Consider the following 26,207-nt stretch of genomic DNA (forward strand, 5'->3'; position numbering starts at 1 on the left):
GGTTTTGGTGCCGCCGGGGGCGGCTGTCGTTTGCTGAAACGCGCACTGTTTCTACCTGCCAAACTATGTCTGACTCGCCCACACCCGAGCAATCCACACCGGAGCAAACCCAAGAAGTCCCAGCCCCCGGCGCCAAGGCGCGACAGATGCTGGGTATGAAGGGCGCAGCCTCTGGCGAAACGTCGATTTGGAAGATTCGGCTGCAGTTGATGAAGCCGATCACTTGGATCCCGCTGATCTGGGGCGTTGTTTGCGGGGCAGCATCATCGGGTAGCTACGTCTGGTCGCTTGAATGCTTGTTGCAAGCGGCAGCGTGTATGTTACTCGCAGGGCCCCTGATGACGGGCTATACCCAAACGCTCAACGACTTTTACGATCGCGACCTCGACGCCATCAACGAACCCTATCGACCGATTCCGTCGGGCGCGATTTCCGTGCCGCAGGTAGTGGTGCAAGTTGTCGTGTTGCTGGTGGCGGGTGTGGTGCTGGCGTACGTGCTGGATTTGTGGGCAGGCAATGAGGTGCCAACCATAACGTTTACAGCGATCGGCGGCGCGTTTGTTGCATATATCTATTCCGCACCGCCCCTGAAGCTAAAGAAGAATGGCTGGTTGGGGAACTACGCGCTCGGTGCGAGTTATATTGCCTTGCCGTGGTGGACGGGTCACGCGATGTTCGGCGAAATGAACTTAACGATCGCCGTTCTGACTTTGATTTATAGCTTTGCAGGGTTGGGCATCGCCGTTGTTAACGATTTCAAAAGCGTCCAAGGCGACACCCAATTGGGTTTGAAATCCTTGCCGGTTATGTTTGGCGTGGGCACGGCGGCCTGGCTCAGCGCTCTGATGATCGACACGTTTCAAGCGGGTATTGCAGGATACTTAATTTATGCTCGCGAGAACTTCTATGCCGTGCTGTTGGTGCTGCTAATCGTTCCGCAGATCGCGTTCCAGGACATGTATTTTCTCCGCGATCCACTAAAAAATGACGTGAAGTATCAGGCGAGCGCACAACCTTTTTTGGTGTTAGGCATGTTGGTCACTGGCTTGGCACTCGGTCACGCTGGCATTTAAACCAGGTATGAGGCTGTTTGAAAAGCCTGGGCGTCGCGAAATATGAGACATGCGTCGCGACGAGAGCATGCAGTTACGCCACCTTATGCAAGTGGTATGAGAGGGTTAACAATTTTACCTTGGTGTAGTGTTGCCATCACCTGCGGGTAAATAGTCGTTGTATTTCTCTTGGTCGAAGTAGTAAAGCGTGCGAATGGGGTAAGGAATCGTAATATTGGCGCGATCGAATTCGCGTTTGATAGCCAAGATTGCTCGCGTCTGCACTACGCAGACTTCCTTCATTTGCGGTAACGTCCAGTAGCGGACGACGAAGTCGATCGAACTATCATTGAAGCAAACAAGATCGATAGAAGGTTCCGGTTCTGGCAGCACGCCTTCAACCTGGCAAATGATGCGCTCGAGCAGACTGGCCGTGTCAGAGAGCGGCGTGTTGTAATCGACACCGACGCCGAGGTCGGAACGCCGCGATGAATAAGCAGTCCGCACCTGCACGGGATTGGTGAAGATCGTGGAGTTGGGCACAAGGACGCGTTCGCCTTGGTAGGTGCGAATACTCGTGGTGCGGATGTCGATATGTTCGACGACGCCCTCGTAGTCGCTGACGACGATCTGGTCGCCGATCTCAAACGGCTCCTGCAAGAGCAACAAGATACCTGCCAGGAAGTTCTTGAAGATGTCTTGAAACGCGAAACCAATTGCGACCGTCCCGAGACCGAGTGCGGCAATCACGTCGCCCAATTGTAAACCGGGGAACGCCAGAATCGCTGCGAAGAGAACCCCGCCCGCCCAGGTAGCGATGTAGCAAGTTTGCTCGATCAGAAGCCTTAGTGACGCGCTATTCGCGGTGGCCATGCCCGCTTTTGACCCGATATCCCGGGCAGCTTTAGCAGCGTAAGCGGTGAGAGCAAGGACGATGAGTGCTGCCAAGATGCCGGGAATTAACTCAACGGCCCGACCGATTAGATCCTGCAAGCTATCGCGAATTGTTTCGAGTGACTCGCTCATGATCATGCTATTTTGCTGGTTTGGTTGACGCCCCTTGCCTCCAGAATGCTACCGCGTGTCGTTCGTCGATCGTTCGCAGACCGGCAATTGAGCTGCAATCGAGTCGGCAAACAACAAACGGTCTACTACCTTTCGCGGTAGCAGACCGTTTGACTGTACGTTTAGGGATGTTTAAGTCCGCTTTCGTCGATAGCGACGCGCGATGGAGCCTAGTCGATCCGCAGCAACTCAACGTCAAAAATTAGCGTGGCATTGGGCGGAATCACTCCACCAGCTCCACGTCGCCCGTACGCTAAATCAGGCGGGATGATGAGCTGTCGTCGACCGCCGACGCGCATTGATGCCACGCCTTCATCCCAACCGCGGATCACCTGTCCGACACCGAGCTTGAACGAAAACGGTCGCCCGCGATCGCGCGAGCTATCAAACTTCGTGCCGTCTTCTAGCGTACCCGTGTAGTGCACCTCCACCGTCTGACCGCGCTGGGGGCTAGCTCCCTCTCCGACAACGATATCGATGTACTTTAAACCCGAATCCGCCTCAATGGCATCCTTCAACATGACATTCTCTCCTGCTACGCGTGACTGTGCAATGGCTGCTGGGGGTGCAGCTTCCTCAGCGATCGCGGTGCCGCCATTCCACAACTGCGCGCCGATCGTGAGCAACGCGCACAATACGACTAATCCCAAACTCGCTCCGATCTCTCGCATAATTAGCCTTTAATTTGCCTTAAACCACTGACTCGATCGGACCGAAAGCGACCCAAACGCGGCTCGCTAGCGCCATAGCTTATTTTCGATGTCTCGCACTTGGCGTTCCAGGCGGTCGAGCCGTCCGCGCAACTCGTCCATCTCGCGCTGCTGCGGCACGCCCAAATCCTGGAGGATGTTGCGCATCTGGCGCTCCATATTCTCTTCCCAATTTCCAGATTCAGAGCGCATGCGCTCGGTCAATTCATTCACAAATTCTTGTGCGTGCTTAGGGTCAATTCGACCTTCTTTAACCCATTGGTCGGTAACCTCGCGCATCTTTTCGGCGGCTAATGAAGTGGTGCCGATGCCGAGCATCAGCAGCCGCTCGATCCAGTTATCGTTGTTCATTGCGGTGCTAGCTGCCGATCTCTCTGCGGGTTCATAACCGCATTCGGGACGTACCCGCTCCCACATAATGGCATAGTTGGGGCGTGTCGTGCGATCTTCGTATCGTGCGTTCTTAACGATAAGCCGAGCTGACGTGCAGGCTGACCTGGCGCAGCGATCTCGCCCGCAGCATTTCTCAGTTGCTCGGGCAATCATCAGCAAGGCGGCGATCGAGGAACTGCTATTTCCGAGCATGCTGCGGTTGCCGTAAACCCGAGCGATACTGACGATATTCTCTCTCCGAGACCCTCGGACTACTTTGCCAATGGTTGTCGAATGGCTGCAGTTTCGCTTAGCTCCCGAACAACGCGAGGCTTTCATCCGGATCGATGCAGAGATATGGACGCCCTTTCTGGCCGAGCAAGTGGGATTTATTAGCAAGGAAGTCTGGCTCGACAACGATCGCCCCGACGAGCTGGCGATCGCGATTCGTTGGGAGAGCTTCGAGCAGTGGTTTGACATCCCGCCATCCGAAATCGATCGCGTCCAAGTTCGTTTCGATGGGGCTTTCCCCTATCCTTACGAGTTGCTTGCCGTGCGGGCTTATCAAGCTCGAAAGTTTCCACACCGCTGACCAAAAGGCATTCCCGTGTAGGTCGCGTTGCTATTGGATCGACCATATGTCGTAACGATTCACATCGATTAGGCTGCAGATGGCGGTCGGACCGGTCGGACCGAGCGCATCCTTAACTTGCGGACCTTATGCCCACCTGTTCCCGCTGCCAACATTGCGTGGATGCTCGTGTGATTCGCTGCCCGCGCTGCGGAATAGAACTGAAAGCGTTCTGACATCCCGGCATTCCGTTACCGTTCTGACATCCCGGCATTCCGTTACACCGTGCGGTAGGCGAGGGTTTTTTGCGCGATCGCTGTGCCTACCATCACGACAATACTTGCACTTAGCTGCAGCGTCCTTTCGCCTCCATCTGCACGCTGTTTCGGGACCGCGACCGACCGGTGGCTGAACCCCCACCCCCGCAGTCTCGAGGTGTGTCCGGCGCGATCGCTTGTTAACCCCGCAACCCACCATCCCTAGCATTCATCGCGCTTGCCATGATGGTTTGCTTGCTCCCCACAATGCTGTAAGGATTACATAGACCTGCAGTTTCACAACAGCAATTTTGATGGGGAAATTCAGATAATTTAATCGCCACTACTGACTGAGCACCTCGAAAAATTGCTGGATTGGGGGCTTACTGGCGGCTGAAATGCTCGTGAAGCCATGCCTTGGGTCTTGGGCGAATTAATCCAGATGCCCTGCTGCACGTTGCAGACGGCCATCCCTACTTTTCCCGCCAAGTCTGTCCAACATCTTCATCGAAATGCTTTCAAGCTCTGAAGTGATTCCCAACCAGCTGAAGCTAGTGAGATTGCACAACGAAATAACCTGGCTTTCAAGCAACCTCAAGACCTACCAATTTGACTCGCCAAAAGCATAACGCTATAGTTCATGCCTGGATCGGGTGGACGCCGCCCCCGCGCTGCCCAACAAGCCCCCGGACAGCGTTGTTCCTTGTCCATAACAAGGCGAAGGCTGAATTTGCCTCGACTGGAAAGAGTCCCCCGAAGGCGTCAGCATCCTTGCCAAAAAAAACCAGCGCCGGAGGGGTCGACACCCTTTGCATCCGAATCTCACCCTCGTCAACCAAGATCGCGGGGAGCCAACTGAAGATTGCGGCTTCGCCCTCAACAAAAGCGGTGTAGGCTACCCTAGAAACACTTTAAAAGTGTAACTTGGAGGCTATTTAAAATTTCGGGCAGCGCGAAATCGGGTACATGCCTCGCGACGAGGACACAGGACTTTCGGGGCTTTTCAAGTTCATTTCACGACCCCTCTACGTTCGCGATTGAAAAGGTAATCGCAGGTCTTAAATACCTAATACCATAAGGTATTAGAGGTTTTTCCTTGGAGGTAGAGCTCGTGTCGGTGAATCGCAACTCGTGGAAACTGGGGCAGCTAATGCAGCGCATGGGGGCAGGCGCGATCGCCGCGCTGTCGGTGACCTTCTCTACAGCTACGCCAGCACATGCCGCTGAAGAAATTCGCGTTTTTTACGGACTGCTGGGAATTTCTTTGCAGATTGACTCGCTCGAACGGTATGCCGAGACTGGCGAAATCGACCGACAACTGGGTTTTTACTTATCGCGTGTCGACGAAGAGAAACAGGGACTCTTCCGGTTGGCACTGACCGAAACTAGGGACGACCTCGATCCCCTGCCACTTTATCGCTTCTTCAACACGCCAACCGGAGAAGCACTCTTGACTCAGGTCGGCACCTTGGTGAATATTCCCGGGGGCATCAACGGCATTCACGCCTTACGTGCAGCAATCGTGGGCGCAGCCCTGTCTGATGAAGGCTTGACCTTGCTCAACGCCCTGCGCCGTTTCCCTACGGATATCGAAATCGATGCCAAAGGTTTGTTCAAAGCTGCCGATCGCGTGGAGCTGCTAGCCAAAGGAACCGAGTTCGCCGTCAATGTCATGCGTGATTTGTCCCAGGCAGAGGCCGCTGCCGGCCCGAGCGTAGACTTTGACACCCTGCCAGACATTCGCCAGGATGGCGATCGCGGCGTCGTTGCCGACAAAGTTGTCCTGCGCGATGAGTCGCGCGATCGCGAGTTCTATGTACTGACATACCGCCCGCAACGCTGGCGCAACGGCGAAACACCGGTTGTCGTCATGTCCCACGGGTTAGCCTCCAACCCGGAAAGCTTCGACCGCCACGCACGTTTTCTGGCAAGCCACGGTTACTTTGTTGCCGTTCCGCAGCATCCCGGCAGTGACTCTATCCAAGCTCAAGCCCTACTGGGTGGATACTCGCGCGTCGTTTACGAACTGAACGAGTTCATCGACCGCCCCGCTGATGTCAGCTTCGTGCTCGACGAACTCGAGCGGCGAAATGCCAGCGAGTTCGGCGGTCGCTTGAATCTCGAACGCGTTGCTGCCTTCGGACATTCCTTCGGCGGCTACACGGTTCTAGCCCTCGGGGGGGCAACTATCAACTTCGACCAATTGGACATCGACTGCGGACCGAGCTTCGGTCCAAATGTGTCCTTACTCCTGCAATGTCGCGCGCTGGATTTGCCCCGTGAAGAGTACGACTTCCGCGATCCGCGCATCGCGGCGGTTGCGGCCTTAAATCCGGTCATGGGCGTCATCCTCGGCAGAACTGGTTTGGAAAAGGTTCAGACGCCGGTTGTGATTTTTTCGGGCAGTTACGATCCGGCGACGCCAGCCGCACTCGAGCAAATCAGCACGTTCTCATTTTTCCCAGAGACAGTCCCCTCATATCTCGGACTGATCGAAGGCCAAGCACACGTGGATCTCTCGGAGGTGGATGCAGGGGTTGCCGAGGCGATTGAAGCCGCTCCCTTTGTAACGTTGCCGTCGCCAGATCTTCTCGATAACTACACCCACTCGATGAGCCTAGCCTTCCTGGAAGTTCATCTACTTGATAACCAGGGGTTTCTGTCTTATCTGTCGTCTGCTTACGCCACCTACATCAGCCAGTCACCTAAGAAGCTGCTCTGGATTAGCGATGCCTCAGCAGCAGCGTTAGATGAAGCAACCGTCCATTTTCAAGAGGAGTTCGGCACGATCCAGAACGAGCAATAGGCGCGAACGCCATGCTAACTAGCCTTGGTTATTGCTGTTGAGCGGGCATCCTGCTTCACAAGGTCGTGCTTTGGGGGCTGATGCTCCCCGGCACGATCGCGATGTGTTTTTTGCCGGCCCTCGTCGATATATAGGAGTCCTGCTTAGCGCTAGTGTGTATTCAGTCGAGGTCGTGGGACTTGGTACATGGCTGCTGGGCCTGGCTTTGTTCGGGGCTATCAACTGCCGAACGCGCTAGGCACCTATTGGCGGGGAAACCGACCTTCTTCCCGCCAGTGTTTTTGGGGTTGGCAGGATTGCTGGGATTGTATGGCGCGATCGCTGGCGGCTGGAGTAGCTGCTTGGACTGCCGGTCGGGCTGCGCTGGATTGTCGCGTTCGTCTATCCATAAGAATTTGTTGCTGCCGGGTGCTTGCGGATGGAGCGCACTTGGATGCAATCATTCACAAGTCATCGCGAGCTGTTATGGAATAGTTGTTGCGAATCGTTACAATACGGGCGAGTCATTTGGCAGTGCGGAGATAGCAATCGTGGCAACTGGTAAAGACACGCTCTGGGACCGCTTTCTAAAGCCCATCGCAACTACGCTCATCGATGGCGAAGCTATCCACCGACAATACGCAGGGTGGGATTGGGACGCCGCCCGCGATCGCTTTTCCCGCCCGGATCTGGAGTATCCGGAGTACTACCGCACCCAGAATTTCCACGGCATCGCCGGCGGTTACCTGACTGCCGATGCTGCTATTACCTACGATCCGGTAACGCATTACGCTCTGCCGCCCAACGAAGATTGGATTCGCGCCGATGCCGTTCGCGCCGTTGGCGGCTCTCCGCGCGCGATCCTCGATCTCGGCTGCGGCACCGGTTCGACCACGCTGCTGTTCAAGCGCGCCTTCCCCAAAGCAACCGTTCTCGGGTTAGACCTCTCGCCGTTCATGCTGGCTGTCGCCGACGATAAAGCTCGTCGGGCGAACCTAACCATCCGCTGGCAGCACGGCTTAGCCGAAGCAACAGGTTTGCCGCCCAACGAATTCGATCTCGTGACTGCCTCGCTGTTGTTCCACGAAACCCCGGCATCGGCAACCAAAGCAATCCTGCGCGAAGCCTTCCGCCTTCTGCGACCTAACGGACAATTCCTAACACTGGACGGCAATCAAGTCACTTTGCGGACGTTCACTTGGCTGACAGAAATCTTTGAAGAGCCCTATATCTGCGATTATGCTGCCGGCACTCTGGATGATTGGTTGCAGTCAACGGGTTTTGAAGCCGTGCGGACCCAACCGTTGTGGGGACTGCACCAAGTTAGTAGCGCTCGCAAGCCCCTAGTCACGAACGTTGCGCGATCGCGATCGGCAAGCTACCCTGCGAATGAGTCGCCGGCTGCAGTACCCGCCCGATCGGGTTCGCTCGAACGCCCCGTTACGAATCCATGAGCCTTAAAGCCCTCCTCTTCGACTTCAACGGCACGATCGTTGATGACGACTCTATCCGCCGCGAGCTAATCGCCGATATCTTACTCGGCGAGAACCTGAGACCGTCGGTTAAGGATTACGATGCCCTGTGCCAAGGGCGATCTGACCGAGCTTGCTTGCGCGCCATCCTTGGCGACCGCGGCCGCGTTGTAGAGGATGCCTATCTCGACAAGTTGCTGGCAGGTCACTCCACCGCTTACCGCCAGCGCCTGGACACCCTCGAACAGCTGCCGATTTATGCGGGGACTGGTGAGTTCGTCAACCAGTTGTGGGCGGCCGGGCTGGTTATGGCGATCGTAACCAGCTCCACTCGGACCGATGTGGATTATTTGCTGGAGCGCGCCAAGCTCGCCGAGCCGTTCGACGCGATCGTGACGGCTGACGACCTCGATACTGGGAAACTCGTTCCCGATGCGTACCTGTTGGCGATCGAACGCCTCAACCGACATTACCCAGACCTCGGGTTGCAACCACACGACTGCTTGGCGGTTGAAGGAACGCCTGTCGGTATTGCAGCCGCGCGGCAGGCAGGCATCCAGGTTGTTGGCGTCGCCCATGCCTATCCGCTGCACATGATCCAGCGCCAAGCCGATTGGGCTGTCGATCGCCTCGGCGAGTTAGAACTCGAGCGCGTGAAGCAAGTATTCGCCAAGGGTACGGTTGGCAAGCTAGCATAGCAATCTGCCATCGCGAGCCAAACGCGACGCGCGGGGAATTAGCTCAGTTGGTAGAGCGCTGCGATCGCACCGCAGAGGTCAGGAGTTCGAATCTCCTATTCTCCACTTCTTTCACATGTAACGATTAAATTTAAGCGATCGCCCGAACAGGCGATCGTTTATCCCAACTGCCCCCTTCATCCTTATGCGCAGGATTTCTAGTACCTTGGTTTGGATCCTACCCTGGCAGATTTGATATCGCTTCAGGAAATTAAATCGATCGAAAAAGGAAGCCCTACATAATAAGCTCTTACCTTGTATCGAATTGTAACTCGGGGAAGCACATCCAAAACCCACAAAAGCTGCTAAATCACGATCGTTCTGAGACATTTGGACAGCGTTCATAACTCCTGAAAATTGCCCTAAACTATGGATCTCGGGATTCTTTTCTTTAACCCACAATCGACCTGCATTTAGGGCATTGTGGAGCGTGAGAGAAGCGAACGATCGCATCGCCTTAACCGCCGATCCGCCACATTTCGGTCCCACTCGGGATCGCTAGTCCCGCTCTTCCTAAACTATCCACCACGCAGTATCGAATCGTCGCCAACATTCCGCAGATGCGCTATTGCTATGAAGGTGCGCTAAAAACTCGAGCGTCTTCATTATGGGTCGATTTCGCGCAGCTCGATCTCACTGAAGGCACGGCGGTGATGAAGCTTGACCTCAGGGCTTCAAAATTCTTTTCCGCGAAGTGTCCGATGAATTCAAGTCCGTCGAACCTTGCTAGTGGCGGCGGAATAAGGTCGCTCTCCATCAGCTAATTCGTCCTCTGTCAGTCAAGTTTCTTCAGAGCAGGTGGAGTGCATCCTCCAGACCCCTTCGGAAGTTACCAGTTTCGCAGCGTCAGCCAGGTGAGGAAACGCGCCTCCGGCACCGCGGTTGGAATCGTCCGTGCGGTCTGCTAGAAAACCCAACTCATTCTGCAACGACATCATTCGCGCAGTAGCGAAGCTCGCAAGTAGCGCGAAGCGATCGCACCACCGACTAGAGGTTGTGATTGGAAGCAAACGAACGCTTCCGGAGCGATGCCTCGTACCCTGCCAGTACAATGAGGGCTATCGAGAATTGCACGCGAGCCAAACCATGCTTCATCCCGGACTTCAAGCGGCATTTGCCCGTCGCAACGCGCTCAAAATCATCAGCGGATTGAATAACTTCAACGGCGATCGCGTTGCGGCCGTTGCCCGTGCAGCAGCGGCTGGCGGTGCCACCTTTGTCGACATCGCCGCCTCGCCTGAGTTGGTCCGTCGCGCACGCCAAGCCTGCGATTTGCCCATTTGCACGTCGGCAGTCGAACCGGAGGCATTTGTTGCTGCTGTAGCGGCCGGTGCCGACCTGATCGAAATCGGTAACTTCGACTGTTTCTACGCCCAAGGGCGACGCTTTGAAGCCGAGGAAGTGCTGGCGCTGACCCGCGCCACGCGGGCGCTGTTACCGCAAGTGATGCTTTCCGTGACGGTACCCCACGTGCTGCCGCTGGACGCCCAAGTACAGTTAGCTGAAGACCTCGTCCGCGCCGGTGCCGACGTCATCCAAACTGAAGGCGGTACCAGCAGTCAGCCGGCCCACGGCGGCGTTCTAGGCGCGATAGAAAAGGCGGCTCCGACACTAGCAGCCGCCCACTGCATCTCCCGCGCCGTAGACGTACCAGTCCTCTGCGCGTCGGGTCTGACGGACGTGACGGCACCGCTGGCGATCGCGGCCGGTGCGGCTGGCATCGGTGTCGGGTCGGCAGTCAATCGCCTCAACAGCAAAGTTGCGATGGTCGCAGCGGTTCGCAGTCTCGTTGCTGCATTGGAGTCATCGGCAGTTGCTCCCGCGATCGCCTAGATTTGCAACTGCATGGAGTGAGACGGTGGCGATCGCGATTTGGTAAGGATACGCGATCGCCTTTTTCATCCATCTTCTGTAATCCCAGTGCCTTGTTAGATCGCTGTAACTTCCGAGAATTCGACCGTTACGATCGCACGCGTGCAGCCTTGAAGAGGATAGGGACCGATCGCGATCGCGCTAAGCGCGGTCGGCAACTCGATTGTGGGCGATGGTTGCAAGCCTGACTATTGCTCCGCAACCGATACCAATCCATCGGCGGCTGCAACTAGCCCGTCCGAAGTAACCGTCTTCATGCGAGCCGAGCCACCGCACTGCGATGGCGGCGATGACTTGGTTGTGCCGCCTTCGAATACCGCTTCGACTTCCTTAAGAAGGAAGGACTGTGAAACGCAGAGTGGGCAGGCGGGTTCTACCGCTCTTAGCCCAGCTGGGGACAGCAGCACTTTGCCCCCAGACTTTGCTAGTAGAGAACCCCAAAATACGACGACCGTTCGCGCGACACCGGCATCAAACCCGCGTCAATAAAATCTCGGCGGGGCATCGATCTCTGCTATGCCTTTACTGGGTGTCTCGATGGGCACTTCTAGAAGTGTCGCGTAAAAATAACTAATGGTATCGCTACGATTGAGACCTTTCGCCAGCGTCCGAGGCGGGGCCGTGGGTCGGGCAGGGCGGTGCAGAAATGGAGCGGTCGAGCCAGCCAATTGCCTGTTGCAAGCGCGGGATGGCTTCCTCGGGGCGATCGCCGAGCAAATAAACCAACGCTGCTGCAGCCTGTTCGGCAGCACGGGCGCGGCGGTTGGACTTAAGCCGGTGCCAATCTTGCGGCGCGATCGCCAGCTGTTCGGCTAGGGTGCGGGCGATCGCCTCCGCGCCCAACGGCCCTGCATCGGCGGCAATACCAGTGTCGCGAGCGGTATCGGATTGCGCTAAATTCGTCATGTTGTTCGCGTTTCCCTATTGGCGCTGCCTTTCATGATGCCTCCAGACGACTCGAACCCGCAATCGACCGACGTTCCTTCCCCTGAAGGCGCTCAATGGGAACAACAACTTGCGGCAATCGAAGCGTCACTGGTTGACCTCAAAGCCCGTCGGGCCCAAATCGTTCGCGGCACCCGGGAGCGTTCGCGCCTGCAAAGCGAACTGCAGCGTCTGCAGCAGCGCATTACCGACCTCGAAACCGACCTGGAAAGCCGCCTGCTGAGCTGGAAGGATTTCAAAGAACCATTCTGGCAAGTCGTGCGTTTCGGAGGCATCGGTTTTTTGTTGGGCTGGGCGCTCAAATCCTGTGCCGGCTGAGCGCGCGCGACGGAATTTACGCCGCCGTTGAAGCTTCATCCGCACGTGCTGCAGGCAGGCGTGCCGTGAAGCAACTGCCTTTCCCCAACTCCGATTCCACCTCAATCTCACCGCCGTGTGCGGACAGGATGCGTTGGGATAAATGCAACCCCAAACCGCTACCAGAGCGTCCGTGCTGGCCCTGACGAAAGCGCTCGAACAAATGAACTTGTTCTTCTGGGGAAATGCCCGGACCTGTATCGCGCACGTCTGCTGCAATCCAGGTTGGCCCTGCAATCGTCTCAGTTCGCAGCGAGATCGAGATCGAGCCGCTGTCGGTGAACTTGATCGCATTGCCCACCAAATTGGAAAACGCGCGCCGCAACTCTAGGCGATCGGCTTCAACGAACGCATTGAAGGTCCCGAGATTGCACTCAAGTGCGAGGTGCTTTTCGCGGACCAGCGGCATCAACTCTTCCAAAACTTCCTGCAACACCGCGCGCGCGTCAACCGCCATAAAATTCAACGTCTTGCGACCGGCTTCATGGCGGTAAACCTCTAAGAGGGTGTTGACCATGTCAAGCAAGTTACGATTGCTGCGCGCCATTGTTTGCAGCGCCTCGTTCATGGTCGGTGACAGTTCGCCGAGGGCACCTTGCTGGAACAGTTCGAGCATGCGATCGGCTGCAACCAAAGGCGTGCGCAGGTCGTGGGTCAGACGGGAAACAAAATCGGCCCGCTGGCGCGCGATCTCGTCCCGTTCGTCAACGCTGTGCTTCAAGCGCAAGAGCGAGCGCACGCGTGCGAGCAACTCGTCCACTTCAACAGGCTTGCGAATAAAATCGTCGGCACCGCTGTCCAATCCCTGCACGACGCTAGGCTGGTCGTAGGCGGTGATCAACAAAATGGGAATGAATGGCAAGCTGACATCCTGGCGCAATCGCCGCGTGACTTCAAAGCCATCCATTTCCGGCATCATTACGTCAAGCAGGATCAAATCCGGCGGAGCCTGCGCCACCATGTCGAGTGCAATGCGCCCGTTTTCCGCAGTAGCGATCTCGTAGCCTTCTTCTTCCAAGATGCTTTCGACTAGCAGCAGGTTATCGGGAGCGTCATCGACCACGAGGAGGCGATCGCATTTGGCAGGTGGCAAGTAAGTATCCACTAATGGCAATTAATAGCGAATGAAAGACAATATTTTTACACTTTCTCGAACGTCAGTCATTATTCACCGCTCAGTCGCACCCAAGCCTCACCCCCCCGAGAGATTCCTATCGGGTTATTATCCCAATTCATCGCAAAGTAAAAATGCAGTTTAGCAACCGCCGCACGCTCGATGATAGCGGACCGAGCGCCCCGCTCGCTGCTCTCAATCCGCACCTGCGGCTCAGGGGTTGGGGAATGGTGGGAGTACATAGTTTCAATGCCTAGAAGTCAATTTGGTCCGCGCCCCGACCAGGTGATTTCCCGGCGATCGCTACCCCCCTAAGACATAGCTGCTACCCAGTTGCGGTTATACAAATTTGCACAATGACTACGACAGATGAAGCAAACAATCCCATGTAGGGCTTGCTGAAAAAGTCCGCAAAGTGAATTTAGGGGACAGAGAGCTCATGAAATCAGGCTTTCGCCATCTAGCCCCAGATTTTCGCCCCTAGATCTCGGCTCAAGTGCAAGGGTTTTGAGGCTCTAGCAACCATAACCTTGCACTTCTCTGACGCAGAAAACGCTGGAACCTACTCGCTGAAACAATTCCAGCCATTTTCAGCAAGCCCCATGTATTCGAAGTTCCAGATCTGCCATCTGTCGCATCACTTCCTAGAGTTGGTGTTGCCTAGGTGCGACCGGGAATTAAGCTATGCTCGCTACACGAGATCGCCCGTTCGGAAACGTTGGCATAGCTTAATTGCCCGCAGAGAATTACGCTTATCATTTCCATGGTTGTCAGTCGTTTGAACGCGACCTTGTAGGGAATACCGGGAAATGATGATAAATCTTGCCAAGCGCTAGGCGAGGGTGATTCCCTGCCCCCGTTGCGGTTGCATGGCGTCGCTGAAAGCTCGCGATCGCACCCGCGTCGCCCACGAGGGCACGTTCGACCTCTTCGGCAGCACGAACGCCAATGACAATTGCCTGGCGGATGCCTTCAGCGGAGAGCGGATTGCCCAAGACTGCAGTGTCGCTGACTATGAGCCTCCGCTCGCGATGGAGCGACCGCGAACCAGACCAGACGGTCGCCGGAAACTCGCCGTACTGTCGTCTGGTAATGTCGAGTCCGGCATGGCGTGCGCTCTTGTTAAGACTTTGCTGCGAGAAGCTGCGGGATTTGCCTTCGGCGCCGCTCAAGACAGCAGCAGTAACCCCGTCGCGATCGCCTTGGGGGAAGCGCCAGATAAAAGCGTTCTTTAGGATGCCGACGTTGAAGTACGTGCGAGATCGCCGTTGCGATCGCCGGGCAAACTCCGCCCCCGCAGGATTTGGCGCGCGGTAAGGACTCCCTTACCAACAGCAGGACCGATCGGCCCTAACAGACTAGGCGATAGGCAGCCGTTGGGTCAGCCGGGCAGGCACCGATGATGATGCAATCCCACTTAAGCGTCTTACTACCTCAAGGGCTGTGGGTACCGGAAGTTCGAGACGCTGCAGGGCACTGGCAGAATATCTAAACCGTGGTGATGTCTTTCTCTTTGGCGGCGAGCAACTCGTCGATTTTTTTTGTGTACTTGTCTGTCAACTTCTGGACGTCACCTTGCAGATCTCGGGATTCGTCTTCGGAGATCTCGCTATTTTTCTCTTGTTTGCGAATTGCGTCGATCGCGTCGCGACGGACGTTGCGGACGGACACGCGTCCTTCTTCGGCATACTTGCCGGCAATCTTGACGAATTCCTGACGGCGCTCGCTGGTCAGCGGTGGAATGTTCAGTCGGATAATCTTGCCATCGTTGTTCGGCGTCAGACCCAAGTCAGACATTGAGATAGCGCGCTCGATCGCTCCGAGGCTGCTCATGTCGAAGGGCTGGATGGCGATCGTCGTGGCGTCGGGGGTATTGATGTTGGCGAGGGACTTTAGGGGCGTATCCGCTCCGTAGTACTCGACCGAGATGCGATCGAGCAGCGACGCGTTCGCGCGTCCGGTCCGGATGGCGTTGAAGGCACGTTGGGTGGCTTCGACAGCCTTCTGCATCAGACCTTCGACTTCGGACTTATTCATGCTTGACCTCCGACAATGGTTCCAACAGTTTCGCCTTGGACGGCACGGGCAATATTGCCGCGCACGGACAAATTGAAGACGACGATAGGAATGTTATTTTCCCGACACAACGCGATCGCGGTACCGTCCATCACGCGCAGGTTGTGGGTGAGGACGTGGCTGTAGGTCAGGTGTTGATAAAGGTGGGCGTTGGGATTGAGTTTGGGATCGCAGTCGTAGATGCCATCTACTTGTGTGGCTTTGAAGATGACCTCGGCGTCGATCTCGGCCGCGCGCAGCGCAGCAGTTGTATCGGTGGTAAAAAAGGGGTTGCCCGAGCCACCACCAAAAATAACCACCCGATTCTTTTCCAGGTGGCGAATGGCGCGACGGCGAATGTAGGGTTCGGCAACCTGTTGCATAGCGATCGCGGTTTGAACTCGCGTGGGGACGCCGATTTGTTCGAGACCGTCTTGGAGGGTAATCGCGTTCATGATGGTGGCGATCATACCGATGTAATCGGCCGTAGCGCGGTCCATGCCGCCAGCTGCTGCCTTGACGCCGCGAAAAATATTGCCGCCCCCGACGACAATCGCCATCTGTATGCCCGTCCGGACGATCTCGGAAATTTGTTGTGCGATGCCCGCGACGACTGCTGGGTCGATGCCGAAACCGCGATCGCCCATCAAAGCCTCGCCACTGAGCTTGAGTAGCACCCTCCGGTACTTCATGTTCGCCCTGCCCGCGCTCGGTGTGCGTTTGCCTCCACATAACATAGCAGCTTTCCGTCCGATGTCCGCACGGATTTACCCGGCCCGCTCGGCGATCGCTCCCGACCGCGTGAGACTTGCTTGTTGGTTGTCGGGGGCGGAGGTTTAAGTAAATTGTTCTGGAATGACCGGGTGTGAATGAAAACGTCAGGGAATCGGCCGCTCGGAGCTTATCCTGGATTATTCATGAACTCTTATGCGGGTACCCTAAACCCTTCTGCCCTGCAAGGCTTGCAAACTTTTTTGCTCAATGACAGTGCGTTTCTATACATGTCGATTGGAGCCAAGTCAGAACAAGGGTTTGAGGCTTCGTCAAAATCTTCGTGAATAATCCAGACTAAGGGGCAATTTTTTTCAGGATTGCCGTTCCCAGGACCCCGACCGTGCATGGCGACAGAATTGTATCTCGGGTCGCGCGCTGGCCAAATCAACGGCATTCGCGATCGCCGCTGGCAGTTCTGCGGGGCATACCGGCCGAACGGGTTCGATCCCGATACCACTCGACAGTATCTAGGCAGCAGTCGAGAGCTGCGATTGCCCGACCATCGTGCGGTAGTAATCCTGCAGCTGTTGCGTGGCAGCAGCCCAGCTCCAGCGCTCGGCTTCGCGCCGGGCGTTCTGGCGCAACTGTTCGCGCTCGGTCCGAGCATCGAGCAGGCACTGGGTCGCGCGGACCGCACCATCCGGGTCGTCCGGTGCAAAGAGATAGCCGTTAACCCCGTCGGTTACAATGTCTGGAATGCCGCCGGAAGCCGCTGCCACGACCGGACAACCGGCCGCCATCGCTTCGAGCAGCACCAACCCCAAGGTTTCCGTTCGCGACGGGAAGATAAACGCATCTGCCGATGCATAGGCAGACGCCAGCGCTTCGCCGCGCAGGTAACCGACAAAGTAGGTGGGCGTCTCGGCAAAGTGCTGCTCCAAGACCTCGCGATGCGGTCCGTCGCCGACGATCGCCAGCCGCGCGTCGGGAATCGACTCCAAAATGGGCTTGATGCGATCGATTTCCTTCTCGGCCGACACGCGTCCCACATAAAGGAGCAGTGGGGATTCGGGATGACCTTGGGAAAGACGCGATCGCATTTCTTTAGATGCCAACTCCGGCCGAAAGAGCTCGGTATCGACGCCGCGCTGCCAGAGATTCACGCGCTGGATGCCGCGCGCCGTCAGCTCCGAGACCATGGCCGTCGAGGTACACAAATTCAAATCGGCCTGGTTGTGCCCGGCCTTCAACATCTCCCAGAGCAAGCCCTCAAACGCCGCGAGTCCGTAGTGCTGCAGGTACTGCGGCAGGTGCGTGTGATAAGACGCCACCAAAGGCAGCTGCATGGTTTTGGCATAGTAAAGTCCAGCCAGTCCCAGCACGGCTGGGTTGACGGCATGGATCAAATCCGGGCGAAACTCTGCTAACAGCGCGCCGATCGCCGGGCGCGGCAGTGCCAGAGTTAGCTCTGGGTATAAGGGTAATGGAAATCCAGAAACACCGTAGACGCGGGCGTTTTTGTATTCGGTTAAACCGCCATCTGGAGCGATAACCAGCACGCGATTACCGGCTCGCTGGAGGTGTTCGATGGTATAGCAAAGGCGCGTAACGATGCCGTCAACTTTGGGCAAAAAGGTTTCGGTAAACAGGGCAATCCGCATTGCTGGTTTAGAGGTTCGAAACGGCAAACTAACGCAATCCTGCTGGTAAAGGATACCAGTTCCAGGTACGTCGCGTCCCCAGGACATCGCAGATAGACCAAGCTAAGAACCCCAATAATTTATTAGTCGTTCCACGCTCCCAATGGCATTGGGGTATTGCGCATTCAAGTGACTCGGAGGTGCGACGGAGCAGTTGAGCGCACTCCGGCATCTCGGTTCGATAGCCGATCGGGTTAAGCAGCATCATGCTGACAGTCTCTGACTACCACAGCAAGCGATCGCCCAGGATACACTGCCATCAGAGAAAAAAACTATGGCGGCTCGTTCGGGTTGCCGTATTAGTCAAGCGGTATGATTGCAAGGTTGCCTTTGCGATCGTTGATGCAGCCTGGCTTCTGGGCGCATTGTACAGACTCGCGCCTACAGCTGCACGCGATCGCCGGGCAGTCCCGACGAAAACATCCGCGACCCTGGCAAGGATCTTGGCCCCGCAGAGGGACAAATTTGCACGCCACTTCCAGGCGTGGGAGTAAAATAATGATTGCTGAAAAAGGGTGAAAAGGTTTCAGCGAAAAGGTTTCAGCATTTTCTGCGTTAGATGAAGTTCAAGGTTATGGTTGCCAGAGCCTCAAAGCCTATGCACTTGAGCGAAGAATAGTGGGCAAAATTCCGCGGCTAGATGGTAGAAGCTTGACTCCATGAACTCTCTGTCCCTTAGATTCGCTCTGTGGACTTTTTCAGCAAGCCCTAAATAATACTATTGTCTATTCTCTGAAACCTTAGAACCGGCTTGTATTAGGGAATTACGAGTTGTAGGAGCCATTGACAATCCCTGGTGGTGAGTCGACGTGCACTTGCTGTCAATGCTTCGAAAGCAGTTGGGATCGCACCGCGAGCTTGCCTTGCCATCGGGTTATCGCAGGACTCAGGTTCCAGCGTCGGGCGATCCCGGCTGGGGACGCATCCACACCACCAAACTACTCAGTCCAAGCCAGCCAAGCGCGCTGGCTAACGGGTTGTTGTCGATGCCGACCAACCACGGCGCGGCGCGCGGCGCGCCCGCCAACTCTCCCACCGCAACCAGGTAATATCCCCACACCAAACCTGCATGCAGGCCGATTGCCAACCCCAAGTGCCCACCGCTACGCCGCTTCGCGTACACAAGCAGCATGCCCAGCAGTATCAAGCCCGGAAACTGCGGCAACGTTCGCACGATCTCGGCCCAGGGTTTGAGAAAATGCGCAATAGCGAATAGCCCGGCATCGAGCGCAAGCGCGAGGGGAGGCTGGTAATCGCGTTCCAATTCATCCAGCAGCCAGCCTCGAAACAGCAATTCTTCCGCCGTGCCAACCGCAACCGCGACAATCGCACCCTCCACAGTTGCTCGCCACAGCGACAGCGTTGGTGCGGTCGGTACTTGCAGCGATCTCCATCCCAGTAATGCTTGCAACCCGAACAGTGCCAATACGGCGACAGCCCCAACACCAAAGCCGCCAACAAACGCGCGACCGCTCGCCTTATCCCACCGCCAACCGTAGCGCGCCAGCGGCAGCGATCGCCTGTAAACCCAGCGATTCCATACCTGCAGCCAAATAAGGAACGCAACGAACAGCCACCCCGTTCCCAGAATCGATGCCAAGTTGGCATCGGGAACGAGTAAATAAATCGGCAGCGCGAGCGGCATCCAGCCCAGCGCCACCCCGAGCAAAAACGTGCCGACGCGCAACGGGGCGGGCAACCGTGCTACCTGCAGCGCGAGCGGCCGGCGGGGGCGCATCACGCCGCTGTCAATGCTGCCGCCTGAGCAGCCAGCAGCATCGTAATGCCGGCTTGGGCGAGATCGAGCATCCGTTCGAGTTGCGGGCGACTGAAACTGCCATTCTCGGCGGTTCCTTGCACTTCAATTAACTGCAAGTCACCGTTCATGACTACATTAAAGTCGACGTCTGCCGTGCTGTCCTCGCGGTAATCGAGATCCAACAACAAGTTGTCCGCAATCGCGCCGACCGAAACCGCCGCGACTGGTTTAAGTAAGGGCGAGTTCTCTAGCTTACCTGCTTCTAGCAAGCGCCGCACCGCCAGGGCTAGTGCTATGTAACCGCCGGTAATTGAAGTCGTCCGCGTCCCCGCGTCGGCCTGCAGCACGTCGGCGTCGATATAAATCGTGCGCGGACCGAGAGCGCTCAAATCTAGACTCGCGCGCAAACTGCGTCCGATCAATCGCTGGATCTCCTGGGTGCGCCCCGACAGCTTCTGCCACTCGCGTTTGTGGCGTCCTGGCGTTGCCCCTGGCAACATCCGATATTCGGCAGTCAGCCAGCCCCGACCCGTACCTTCTAAAAACGGGGGGACCTCATCCAGGACAATGGCCGTACACAGCACTTGCGTCTCGCCGCAGCACGCCAACACCGACCCGAACGCCGAGCGCGTGAAGTGCGGCTCGAAGCGTACCGGACGCATCTCGTCCGGACGGCGATCGCCTGGACGCTGACAGACCATGTCCGACTCTGAATTCTTCTCCCAGAGCATCGCACAGTCCTTCTCTGCTTGGCAAGAACGCCATCGGAACCAATCACTTGCGGCTTGTGGGCGATCGCGCGGTCAAACTGGCTAATGTCGAACCTGCATGTCGGGCAAGTTTGGGGCACCTTGCATGCGGAGGCAATCCCTTATCCGCGGGTCGCGGTCATGACGACCCTGCTGCCCGAACCGCCGCCACGGTTTCCGACCCGACTTCTGGGTATGATGGCTGAATGTTTGGCGGTTTTGAGCAAATATGATGCAAATTTTGCTCCGCCTGTCGCGCTGGATCGATCGGACGAGCGTGTGGGTCGGACGTTTCACTTTTGGGTTGATGCTCGTGATGGTGGCGTTGGGAGCGTACAACGCGATCGCGCGTTACTTAGGGAATTTCAACAACATCAACCTCAGCTCGAACTTATACATCGAAGCACAGTGGTACTTGTTCAGCTCGATCTTCCTACTCGGTGCCTCCTACGTCTTGCAGCGCGGAGCTCACGTCCGCGTCGACGTGTTCTACAGCCACCTGTCAGCTAAGGGCAAAGCTTGGGTCGATCTGCTGGGGGCTTGCCTACTGCTGCTGCCCGTATGTGTTGTAATGTTCTGGTTCTCGCTCCCCTACGTGCTCAACTCCTGGAAAGTCCTTGAAGCCTCGTCAGACCCCAATGGACTGCCGCGCTATCCGCTGAAAACTGCCATTTTGGTCGGGCTGGCACTGCTGGCTTTACAGGGCATCTCGGAAATCATCAAGCAAGCAGCGATCCTGCTCGATGCCGTGTCCGATGACGCAAGCGATCGGGAGGCGCGAACGTGAGCGAATACCTCAGCCTGTTCATGTTCGCGGGCGCATTGCTGCTGATTTTCACCGGCTATCCGGTAGCCTTTGCACTCGGCGGTACCGGTTTGCTGTTCGCCGCAATGGGTGGGGCCGCAGGCTCGTTCGACTGGATTTTGCTCACGGCTTTGCCACAGCGCATCTTCGGCATCATGAGCAATTACGTGCTGCTGGCAATTCCGTTTTTTATCTTGATGGGCACGCTGCTCCAGCGCTCCGGGCTGGCAGAAGACTTGCTGACCGCGTTCGGCGTGCTGTTCGGCCGCTTGCGCGGCGGCTTGATCGTAGGAGTGATTCTGGTTGGCGCGCTGCTTGCAGCAGCCACCGGCGTTGTCGGTGCCACGGTGGTGGCAATGGGAACGATTTCACTGCCAGTGATGCTGCGCTACAAATACAGCCCATCCCTGGCAACTGGGGCGATCGCCGCTTCGGGTACGCTCGGGCAAGTTATCCCGCCCAGTGTAGTGCTGATCGTCCTAGGCGACCAATTGGGGGTGTCGGTCGGCGATTTGTTTTTGGGGTCGTTGCTACCGGGCTTAGCGCTAGCCGGGATGTATTTAGCTTACTCATTCGCCGTGGCGATCCTCAAGCCCGAAATGGCTCCGGCACTGCCCGACAGCGAGCTGGTTACCTCCGGCAGTCAATTGGTTCTCCGCGTGGTGCGCGTGATGCTGCCGCCGCTAGCGCTGATTTTGATCGTACTGGGGAGTATCTTTGCCGGACTGGCGACGCCTACCGAAGCCGGCGCGATGGGCGTTGTTGGCGCGTTGATACTGGCCGCACTCAATCGACGCCTGCAGTTGCGGACGCTGTTCGAGTCTTTAGAAGCCGCCGTAGAGTTGACGACGATGGTCATCGTGCTGTTGCTGGGTGCAACGCTGTTCACGCTCGTGTTTCGCGGATTAGGCGGCGATCGCGTGGTCGAAGAGCTACTGGTTAACTTGCCCGGCGGCGTGGTCAGTTTTTTGATCCTCGTGAACGTGCTGGTGTTCTTTTTAGGCTTTTTCTTGGATTACTTTGAAATTGTCTTTATCATCGTGCCCCTGATGGCACCGGTTGCCGCCAGTTTCGGCTACGATTTGGTGTGGTTTGGCGTCATGATGGGCGTCAATTTACAGACCTCATTCTTGACGCCACCCTTTGGTTTTTCGCTGTTCTATCTGCGCGGCGTCGCCCCTCCCCAAATCAGCACGATCAGCATCTATCGGGGTGTTATACCCTTTATCTGCATTCAGCTCGTCGGATTGCTTCTGCTTATCCGCTTTCCGCAACTCGTTACCTGGGTGCTGTAATCAGAGTCGGTAATCTGCAGAGGTCCGACGTTCGCCCTCGCTCTTGTCTGCAGGCGGGGATGTGAGGTGACGCTACCGGAGCACCGAGGTCGGACGGACAAGCGCTTTACCGCAGGCTATACATAGCGCGTCAGCTGCACGCGGAAGCGCTGCTTTTTAGTGATGGCAATATCGCCGACGCTGAGGCGACCTTTCCCTGGCATCGCGATCAGGTCACCCGACTGGACGGTATGGCTGGCTTGCTTGACTTCTTTCCAGTTCACCCGCACGTCGCCAGCCGCGATCGCGTCGGACATTTTGCTGCGCGACATGCCGAAACCAGCCGAGGCGATCGCGTCCAAGCGCAGCGAAGCTTCCACCGTCGCGATCTCCTTCGTCCGCGGCGGCCGAACCTTTAGATCGTCTAGGGACAATGCCTTGACTTTCACCGGTACCGAGCGCACCTGTTGCAAGTTCAGCTCCAGAAACTCCACCAGCTCCGGCACCACTAGCATCTGCGCGCCGCGTTCTCCCAGGACGATGATGTCGCCGAACTTCTCGCGCACCACACCGGTTGCCAGTGTCGCCCCCAGAAAATCTCGGTGTGTTGCCGTGTCGAAGAGAAAGTTCCCAGCGATCTCGACCGCCGCCACCTCCACCTGCTCCGGCATCAGCGGCAGCTCCGCGCGGGCGATCGCCAACCGCTGCCGCTCCGCTTGCGGGTAGCCGCCCCAACTCAGCAGCTCGATTTCCGTCAGCCGCCCGAAGCGATCGCGGATTTCCGCCAGCACGGGCGGCGAATAAAAACCCGAGCAGACTACCTCCCAGGTTTTAACCGCGCGCTCGGCCAGATCGATTGCCCGCGCGACCTCCTCGCGGTTTTCGATGCCATTCAGTAGCTCTTCTCTCGGTAGCATGCAGTGTTGCAGAAACTCTGTTGCAGAAACGATGCCGGCACGCTGCATGAGAGGATCTAGGCAGCGCGATCGCGGTTTTCTTCACCCTATCAAACCCGTCTCCTCGACTTCCTTACAGGAGACTTCCCGCGTCTTTCGGGAACGGCAATCGTCGGGGACTACGGCTGCGCTAGGTTTGACGATCGGTCATAACTTGGAACTCGAATCGCGAGCTTTAAACGGCGATCGCGCTGATTACAGCCGCAAACAAGCCGAATCTTGACACTCCGGGGTTCGGGGATGCGGCAGCCACCCTCCCAACGCCGACTGGTCTCAGCTCCCAAGTTGCGGACTGAGTTGCAGCCGCACGCGGGGCTGCAGGCGATCGCCTGTCCGCCGAATGGCGGGTAAGCCTGCGAAACAAAGCTTTCTCAGAACCCGTCAAAATAGCCGCAGACCGGCATATCGACCAGTGATGACTGGAACGAAAAATACCCGCGAGCTCTCCAGTCCGCTGTCGCGAACTTGATAAATTTTTGATAAGCTGCTTGCAGTTTCTTGCTTGAATGTCTATGAGCGCCTCCGATTCGCCCCTCGAACGTCGAGAGCGAGCACTCGCTTTGACAATGTACTTGCTGCCCGTTATCGGGCTGGTTCCGTCGGCGTGGACATTACTCCGTAGAAACAGCACCCGCGAGCAGCGCCAAGTCAGCCGCGTTGCAGTAACCCTCGCCTTGGCATGGCTCTGTGCCTACAGCGTGCTTTGGGTTGGAGCCGGTGCCAGTGCAAGCTCCCTATCGCTGCGCTTGTTGTATCTCAACGGATTGCTCAGTACGGGTTACTTTTTAAGTTTTTTGATATTTGCGATTCGCCTGCTGCAAGGGCATTTACCGCGCCTGCCACACCCAAGCAGATCCCAACGCGATCGCCCGCCCACTTAGCAGCATCTTTCTACTGTTTCCATCCCTTATCCCGAGGAACTTACGTGCAAGCCCGCAACGTACCTAACGTCCGCGCCCGGCGCGCCCCTGCAACCGCCGTTCCGACCCAACCGTCGAGCGGCAAGCGTTGGTTTTGGATGGGACTAGGGCTGTCGGTGGTGGCAACGCTCTCGGCGGCAGCCGGAGCGTTGCTCGCACTTGGGCTGGAAGTAAAGCCGTTCGAGCCGAAAGACCCGCAAGCGGAAAACATCTTCGACAACGATCCGATCTCGGCCGCCGATCTGAGTCTGCCGCGCCTGACGCGCTCAGTCAACATTTTGATCGTTGGGACTAAAGTCCTCACCGCAGATGTAGGGCGATCGCCCAAAGAATCTGGCTTTCACGAGCTAGTGAATTCCCTTGATGGGCTGGCCGACACGCTGCTGCTGGCACGATTCGACCCCGAAACCGGCAAGCTCGTCGTCCTCTCTATTCCGCGCGATACGCCTGTAACTGTCGAAGGTCTCGGCCGTATGAAAATTGCCTCGACCAATCTACGCGGCGGTGTGGCTCTGGCAGCAGAAGCTACGAGCGAACTGCTCGATGGCATCCAAATCGACCGTTACGTGCGCGTCAACGTACAAGGTGTTGAAAATCTGATCGACACCCTCGGTGGCGTCTCGGTTTACGTCCCGAAAGACATGCGCTACCAGGACGACAGCCAGCATTTGTATATCAACCTCAAGGAAGGCGAACAACACCTCGACGGCGAGAGAGCCCTGCAGTTTCTGCGCTTCCGTCACGATCGCTTAGGGGACATCGGGCGCGTCCAGCGCCAACAAACGTTTATGCGCGCGCTCGTCGAACAGGCGCTCAACCCGCGGACCCTCACGCGGATTCCGCAGATCTTCCGCGTCGTTCAGACCAACGTTGATACCAATCTCAGTGTTGAGGAAATCCTGGCACTTTCTAGCTTTGCAGCTCAAACCAAAGGCAATGACCTCAAGCTACTGATGTTGCCAGGCGACTTTGGCGCGCGCCCCGCGGATTCCAGCTACTGGGTGCCCAGTCGCGATTGCGTTCGAGAATTTGCCGCGATCTACTTCGATGCCAACGTCGCGCGCGACTTCGATAACGACACTTGCACCGAACGCTTCATTGACCCGCGCATCGCCATCCAAGACAGCACTGACGATCCAGAAGCCGTACTTGGCTTAAAACGTACCTTAGAGCGAGCCGGTTACACCAATGTTTACATCAGCGAAGACTGGCGCGAACCGCTGGCCACGACTCGCGTCGTGGCACAATCCGGGGATGAAAGCGCGGCCTTAAAGGTACAAGCGCTCTTGGGCGTTGGTGAAGTGCGCGTCGAGAGCACCGGCGTGCTCCACTCCGCGGTCACGATTCAGCTCGGGCACGATTGGCGTAGCATTCTTGCCGCTAACGCTACTGAAGATGCCAGCAACGCTCCATACCGTAACACGCCCTAATAAGTTTCTTCCTGCGTCGGACCCTGCGTTGCCGCTTGCGCTAGATCGGAGGAAGTCGCGTTCTCTCCCGAACTCACTCGGTTCTCTGGCGGAGTTAGCTGCGATGCACAGCGGTAAACGAGCGCGGCGCGGCTATCGACCCCGAGCTTGGTAAATGCGCGGCGCAGGTGGGTTGAGACCGTCCATTTACTGATACCGAGGTATCGCGCAATTTGTTCGTTGGACAAACCTTGCGCGACGAGTGCGGTAATCGAGCGCTCGCGAGCGGTCAGCTTCGCGATGATGTTGGGAACGGGCTGGTGCGGTTCGATACTGGCAACCCAAAATCGTCGACCGTCGAGTTGCAAACTACCCACCGTTGCTGATGGTGCGGGGCTGGCATTAGCAGCAAATAGTCGGTAGGTCCGACCTCTAAAATCGAGCACGCCGCTATCTGTTGTTTCGCCGAATGAGGTTGAGTGCGAATTAGACTTGCTGTAGGAAACTTTCACAACACGAGTTCTTGATACGGGAATTCCTCGATCGCCATCATATAG

27 protein-coding genes and 1 tRNA gene are annotated in these 26,207 nt (G+C 56.9%); 15 read left to right on the plus strand and 13 right to left on the minus strand.

Annotated features, from left to right (window positions below; translation table 11 throughout):
- Positions 1 to 65: 65 nt before the first annotated feature.
- A complete protein-coding gene (gene chlG / locus KR51_RS13515; protein ID WP_022608605.1) occupies positions 66 to 1,073 on the plus strand; it encodes a chlorophyll synthase ChlG in 1,008 nt (335 codons plus the stop codon).
- Between the two features lie 114 nt (positions 1,074 to 1,187).
- Here the strand turns inward: chlG and KR51_RS13520 are convergent, their stop codons facing one another.
- The 3 genes from KR51_RS13520 to KR51_RS13530 all read right to left on the minus strand — a co-directional run bounded on the left by KR51_RS13520 (position 1,188) and on the right by KR51_RS13530 (position 3,178).
- Positions 1,188 to 2,078, minus strand: a complete 891-nt coding sequence (locus KR51_RS13520) for a mechanosensitive ion channel family protein (protein WP_040656337.1) — start codon at positions 2,076 to 2,078, stop codon at positions 1,188 to 1,190.
- A 209-nt stretch (positions 2,079 to 2,287) separates the two neighbouring features.
- Positions 2,288 to 2,788: an FKBP-type peptidyl-prolyl cis-trans isomerase gene (locus KR51_RS13525; RefSeq protein WP_022608607.1), complete on the minus strand. Its 501-nt coding sequence runs from the start codon at positions 2,786 to 2,788 to the stop codon at positions 2,288 to 2,290.
- Positions 2,789 to 2,854: 66 nt separating this feature from the next.
- The gene (locus tag KR51_RS13530; RefSeq protein WP_022608608.1) at positions 2,855 to 3,178 is read right to left on the minus strand and encodes a phasin family protein; all 324 of its coding nucleotides are present in this window, start codon (positions 3,176 to 3,178) and stop codon (positions 2,855 to 2,857) included.
- 304 nt (positions 3,179 to 3,482) lie between these two features.
- Here KR51_RS13530 and KR51_RS13535 point away from each other — a divergent pair, with 304 nt between their 5' ends.
- From KR51_RS13535 to KR51_RS13570, 6 genes are all read left to right on the plus strand, one after another.
- On the plus strand, positions 3,483 to 3,791 hold the full coding sequence (locus tag KR51_RS13535; protein ID WP_022608609.1) for a TIGR03792 family protein: 309 nt from the start codon (positions 3,483 to 3,485) through the stop codon (positions 3,789 to 3,791).
- Between the two features lie 1,347 nt (positions 3,792 to 5,138).
- Positions 5,139 to 6,833: an alpha/beta hydrolase gene (locus tag KR51_RS13545; protein WP_022608610.1), complete on the plus strand. Its 1,695-nt coding sequence runs from the start codon at positions 5,139 to 5,141 to the stop codon at positions 6,831 to 6,833.
- 245 nt (positions 6,834 to 7,078) lie between these two features.
- The gene (locus tag KR51_RS13550; protein ID WP_232214617.1) at positions 7,079 to 8,266 is read left to right on the plus strand and encodes a class I SAM-dependent methyltransferase; all 1,188 of its coding nucleotides are present in this window, start codon (positions 7,079 to 7,081) and stop codon (positions 8,264 to 8,266) included.
- A complete protein-coding gene (locus tag KR51_RS13555) occupies positions 8,263 to 8,982 on the plus strand; it encodes an HAD family hydrolase (RefSeq protein WP_022608612.1) in 720 nt (239 codons plus the stop codon). The genes KR51_RS13550 and KR51_RS13555 overlap by 4 nt, the downstream gene beginning before the upstream one ends.
- Positions 8,983 to 9,014: 32 nt before the next feature.
- Positions 9,015 to 9,087 (plus strand) — tRNA-Ala (locus KR51_RS13560).
- A 1,020-nt stretch (positions 9,088 to 10,107) separates the two neighbouring features.
- The gene (locus KR51_RS13570) at positions 10,108 to 10,854 is read left to right on the plus strand and encodes a DUF561 domain-containing protein (protein WP_022608613.1); all 747 of its coding nucleotides are present in this window, start codon (positions 10,108 to 10,110) and stop codon (positions 10,852 to 10,854) included.
- Between the two features lie 95 nt (positions 10,855 to 10,949).
- Here the strand turns inward: KR51_RS13570 and KR51_RS21020 are convergent, their stop codons facing one another.
- Both KR51_RS21020 and KR51_RS13575 read right to left on the minus strand, forming a co-directional pair.
- A complete protein-coding gene (locus KR51_RS21020) occupies positions 10,950 to 11,075 on the minus strand; it encodes a hypothetical protein (protein ID WP_269634914.1) in 126 nt (41 codons plus the stop codon).
- Between the two features lie 400 nt (positions 11,076 to 11,475).
- The gene (locus tag KR51_RS13575) at positions 11,476 to 11,799 is read right to left on the minus strand and encodes a DUF6439 family protein (protein ID WP_022608614.1); all 324 of its coding nucleotides are present in this window, start codon (positions 11,797 to 11,799) and stop codon (positions 11,476 to 11,478) included.
- Between the two features lie 33 nt (positions 11,800 to 11,832).
- On the opposite strand from KR51_RS13575, the gene KR51_RS13580 reads away from it, so the two are divergent.
- Complete coding sequence (locus KR51_RS13580; protein ID WP_022608615.1) at positions 11,833 to 12,156, plus strand: hypothetical protein; 324 nt, start codon at positions 11,833 to 11,835, stop codon at positions 12,154 to 12,156.
- Positions 12,157 to 12,172: 16 nt separating this feature from the next.
- Here KR51_RS13580 and KR51_RS13585 read toward each other — a convergent pair whose 3' ends face one another.
- The gene (locus tag KR51_RS13585) at positions 12,173 to 13,300 is read right to left on the minus strand and encodes a sensor histidine kinase (protein WP_022608616.1); all 1,128 of its coding nucleotides are present in this window, start codon (positions 13,298 to 13,300) and stop codon (positions 12,173 to 12,175) included.
- Positions 13,301 to 13,443: 143 nt separating this feature from the next.
- Between KR51_RS13585 and KR51_RS21025 the strand changes: the two genes are divergently transcribed.
- Both KR51_RS21025 and KR51_RS13590 read left to right on the plus strand, forming a co-directional pair.
- Positions 13,444 to 13,566 carry a hypothetical protein gene (locus tag KR51_RS21025; protein WP_269634915.1) on the plus strand — a complete coding sequence of 41 codons (123 nt, stop codon included), beginning with the start codon at positions 13,444 to 13,446 and terminating at the stop codon, positions 13,564 to 13,566.
- A gap of 612 nt (positions 13,567 to 14,178) precedes the next feature.
- Positions 14,179 to 14,544 (plus strand): hypothetical protein, encoded by a 366-nt coding sequence (locus tag KR51_RS13590; protein ID WP_040656270.1) that lies wholly within the window; start codon positions 14,179 to 14,181, stop codon positions 14,542 to 14,544.
- A gap of 253 nt (positions 14,545 to 14,797) precedes the next feature.
- On the opposite strand, the gene frr is transcribed toward KR51_RS13590, so the two are convergent.
- The 5 genes from frr to rph all read right to left on the minus strand — a co-directional run bounded on the left by frr (position 14,798) and on the right by rph (position 20,238).
- Positions 14,798 to 15,346: a ribosome recycling factor gene (gene frr / locus KR51_RS13595; RefSeq protein WP_022608618.1), complete on the minus strand. Its 549-nt coding sequence runs from the start codon at positions 15,344 to 15,346 to the stop codon at positions 14,798 to 14,800.
- Positions 15,343 to 16,056 carry a UMP kinase gene (pyrH, locus tag KR51_RS13600; protein ID WP_022608619.1) on the minus strand — a complete coding sequence of 238 codons (714 nt, stop codon included), beginning with the start codon at positions 16,054 to 16,056 and terminating at the stop codon, positions 15,343 to 15,345. Before pyrH ends, frr begins: the two co-directional genes overlap by 4 nt.
- Before the next feature lie 549 nt (positions 16,057 to 16,605).
- Positions 16,606 to 17,739: a glycosyltransferase family 4 protein gene (locus tag KR51_RS13605; protein WP_022608621.1), complete on the minus strand. Its 1,134-nt coding sequence runs from the start codon at positions 17,737 to 17,739 to the stop codon at positions 16,606 to 16,608.
- A 925-nt stretch (positions 17,740 to 18,664) separates the two neighbouring features.
- On the minus strand, positions 18,665 to 19,516 hold the full coding sequence (locus KR51_RS13615; protein ID WP_022608622.1) for a CPBP family intramembrane glutamic endopeptidase: 852 nt from the start codon (positions 19,514 to 19,516) through the stop codon (positions 18,665 to 18,667).
- Entirely contained in the window at positions 19,516 to 20,238 is a 723-nt protein-coding gene (rph, locus tag KR51_RS13620; RefSeq protein ID WP_022608623.1) for a ribonuclease PH, read from the minus strand. The genes KR51_RS13615 and rph overlap by 1 nt, the downstream gene beginning before the upstream one ends.
- Before the next feature lie 280 nt (positions 20,239 to 20,518).
- On the opposite strand from rph, the gene KR51_RS13625 reads away from it, so the two are divergent.
- A complete protein-coding gene (locus tag KR51_RS13625) occupies positions 20,519 to 21,073 on the plus strand; it encodes a TRAP transporter small permease subunit (RefSeq protein ID WP_040656344.1) in 555 nt (184 codons plus the stop codon).
- Between the two features lie 20 nt (positions 21,074 to 21,093).
- The gene (locus KR51_RS13630) at positions 21,094 to 22,386 is read left to right on the plus strand and encodes a TRAP transporter large permease (protein ID WP_040656345.1); all 1,293 of its coding nucleotides are present in this window, start codon (positions 21,094 to 21,096) and stop codon (positions 22,384 to 22,386) included.
- A 116-nt stretch (positions 22,387 to 22,502) separates the two neighbouring features.
- On the opposite strand, the gene KR51_RS13635 is transcribed toward KR51_RS13630, so the two are convergent.
- On the minus strand, positions 22,503 to 23,282 hold the full coding sequence (locus KR51_RS13635) for a photosystem II S4 domain protein (protein WP_022608626.1): 780 nt from the start codon (positions 23,280 to 23,282) through the stop codon (positions 22,503 to 22,505).
- A gap of 46 nt (positions 23,283 to 23,328) precedes the next feature.
- Here KR51_RS13635 and KR51_RS19835 point away from each other — a divergent pair, with 46 nt between their 5' ends.
- The 3 genes from KR51_RS19835 to KR51_RS13645 all read left to right on the plus strand — a co-directional run bounded on the left by KR51_RS19835 (position 23,329) and on the right by KR51_RS13645 (position 25,671).
- On the plus strand, positions 23,329 to 23,544 hold the full coding sequence (locus KR51_RS19835; protein WP_156915113.1) for a hypothetical protein: 216 nt from the start codon (positions 23,329 to 23,331) through the stop codon (positions 23,542 to 23,544).
- Positions 23,545 to 23,881: 337 nt separating this feature from the next.
- Positions 23,882 to 24,202, plus strand: a complete 321-nt coding sequence (locus tag KR51_RS13640) for a hypothetical protein (protein WP_232214618.1) — start codon at positions 23,882 to 23,884, stop codon at positions 24,200 to 24,202.
- 44 nt (positions 24,203 to 24,246) lie between these two features.
- Positions 24,247 to 25,671: an LCP family protein gene (locus KR51_RS13645; RefSeq protein ID WP_022608628.1), complete on the plus strand. Its 1,425-nt coding sequence runs from the start codon at positions 24,247 to 24,249 to the stop codon at positions 25,669 to 25,671.
- Here the strand turns inward: KR51_RS13645 and KR51_RS17665 are convergent.
- A complete protein-coding gene (locus tag KR51_RS17665; protein ID WP_084202479.1) occupies positions 25,668 to 26,096 on the minus strand; it encodes a response regulator transcription factor in 429 nt (142 codons plus the stop codon). The genes KR51_RS13645 and KR51_RS17665 overlap by 4 nt on opposite strands.
- Between the last annotated feature and the right edge of the window lie 111 nt (positions 26,097 to 26,207).

The sequence above is a fragment of the Rubidibacter lacunae KORDI 51-2 genome (assembly GCF_000473895.1).
Lineage (GTDB): Bacteria > Cyanobacteriota > Cyanobacteriia > Cyanobacteriales > Rubidibacteraceae > Rubidibacter > Rubidibacter lacunae.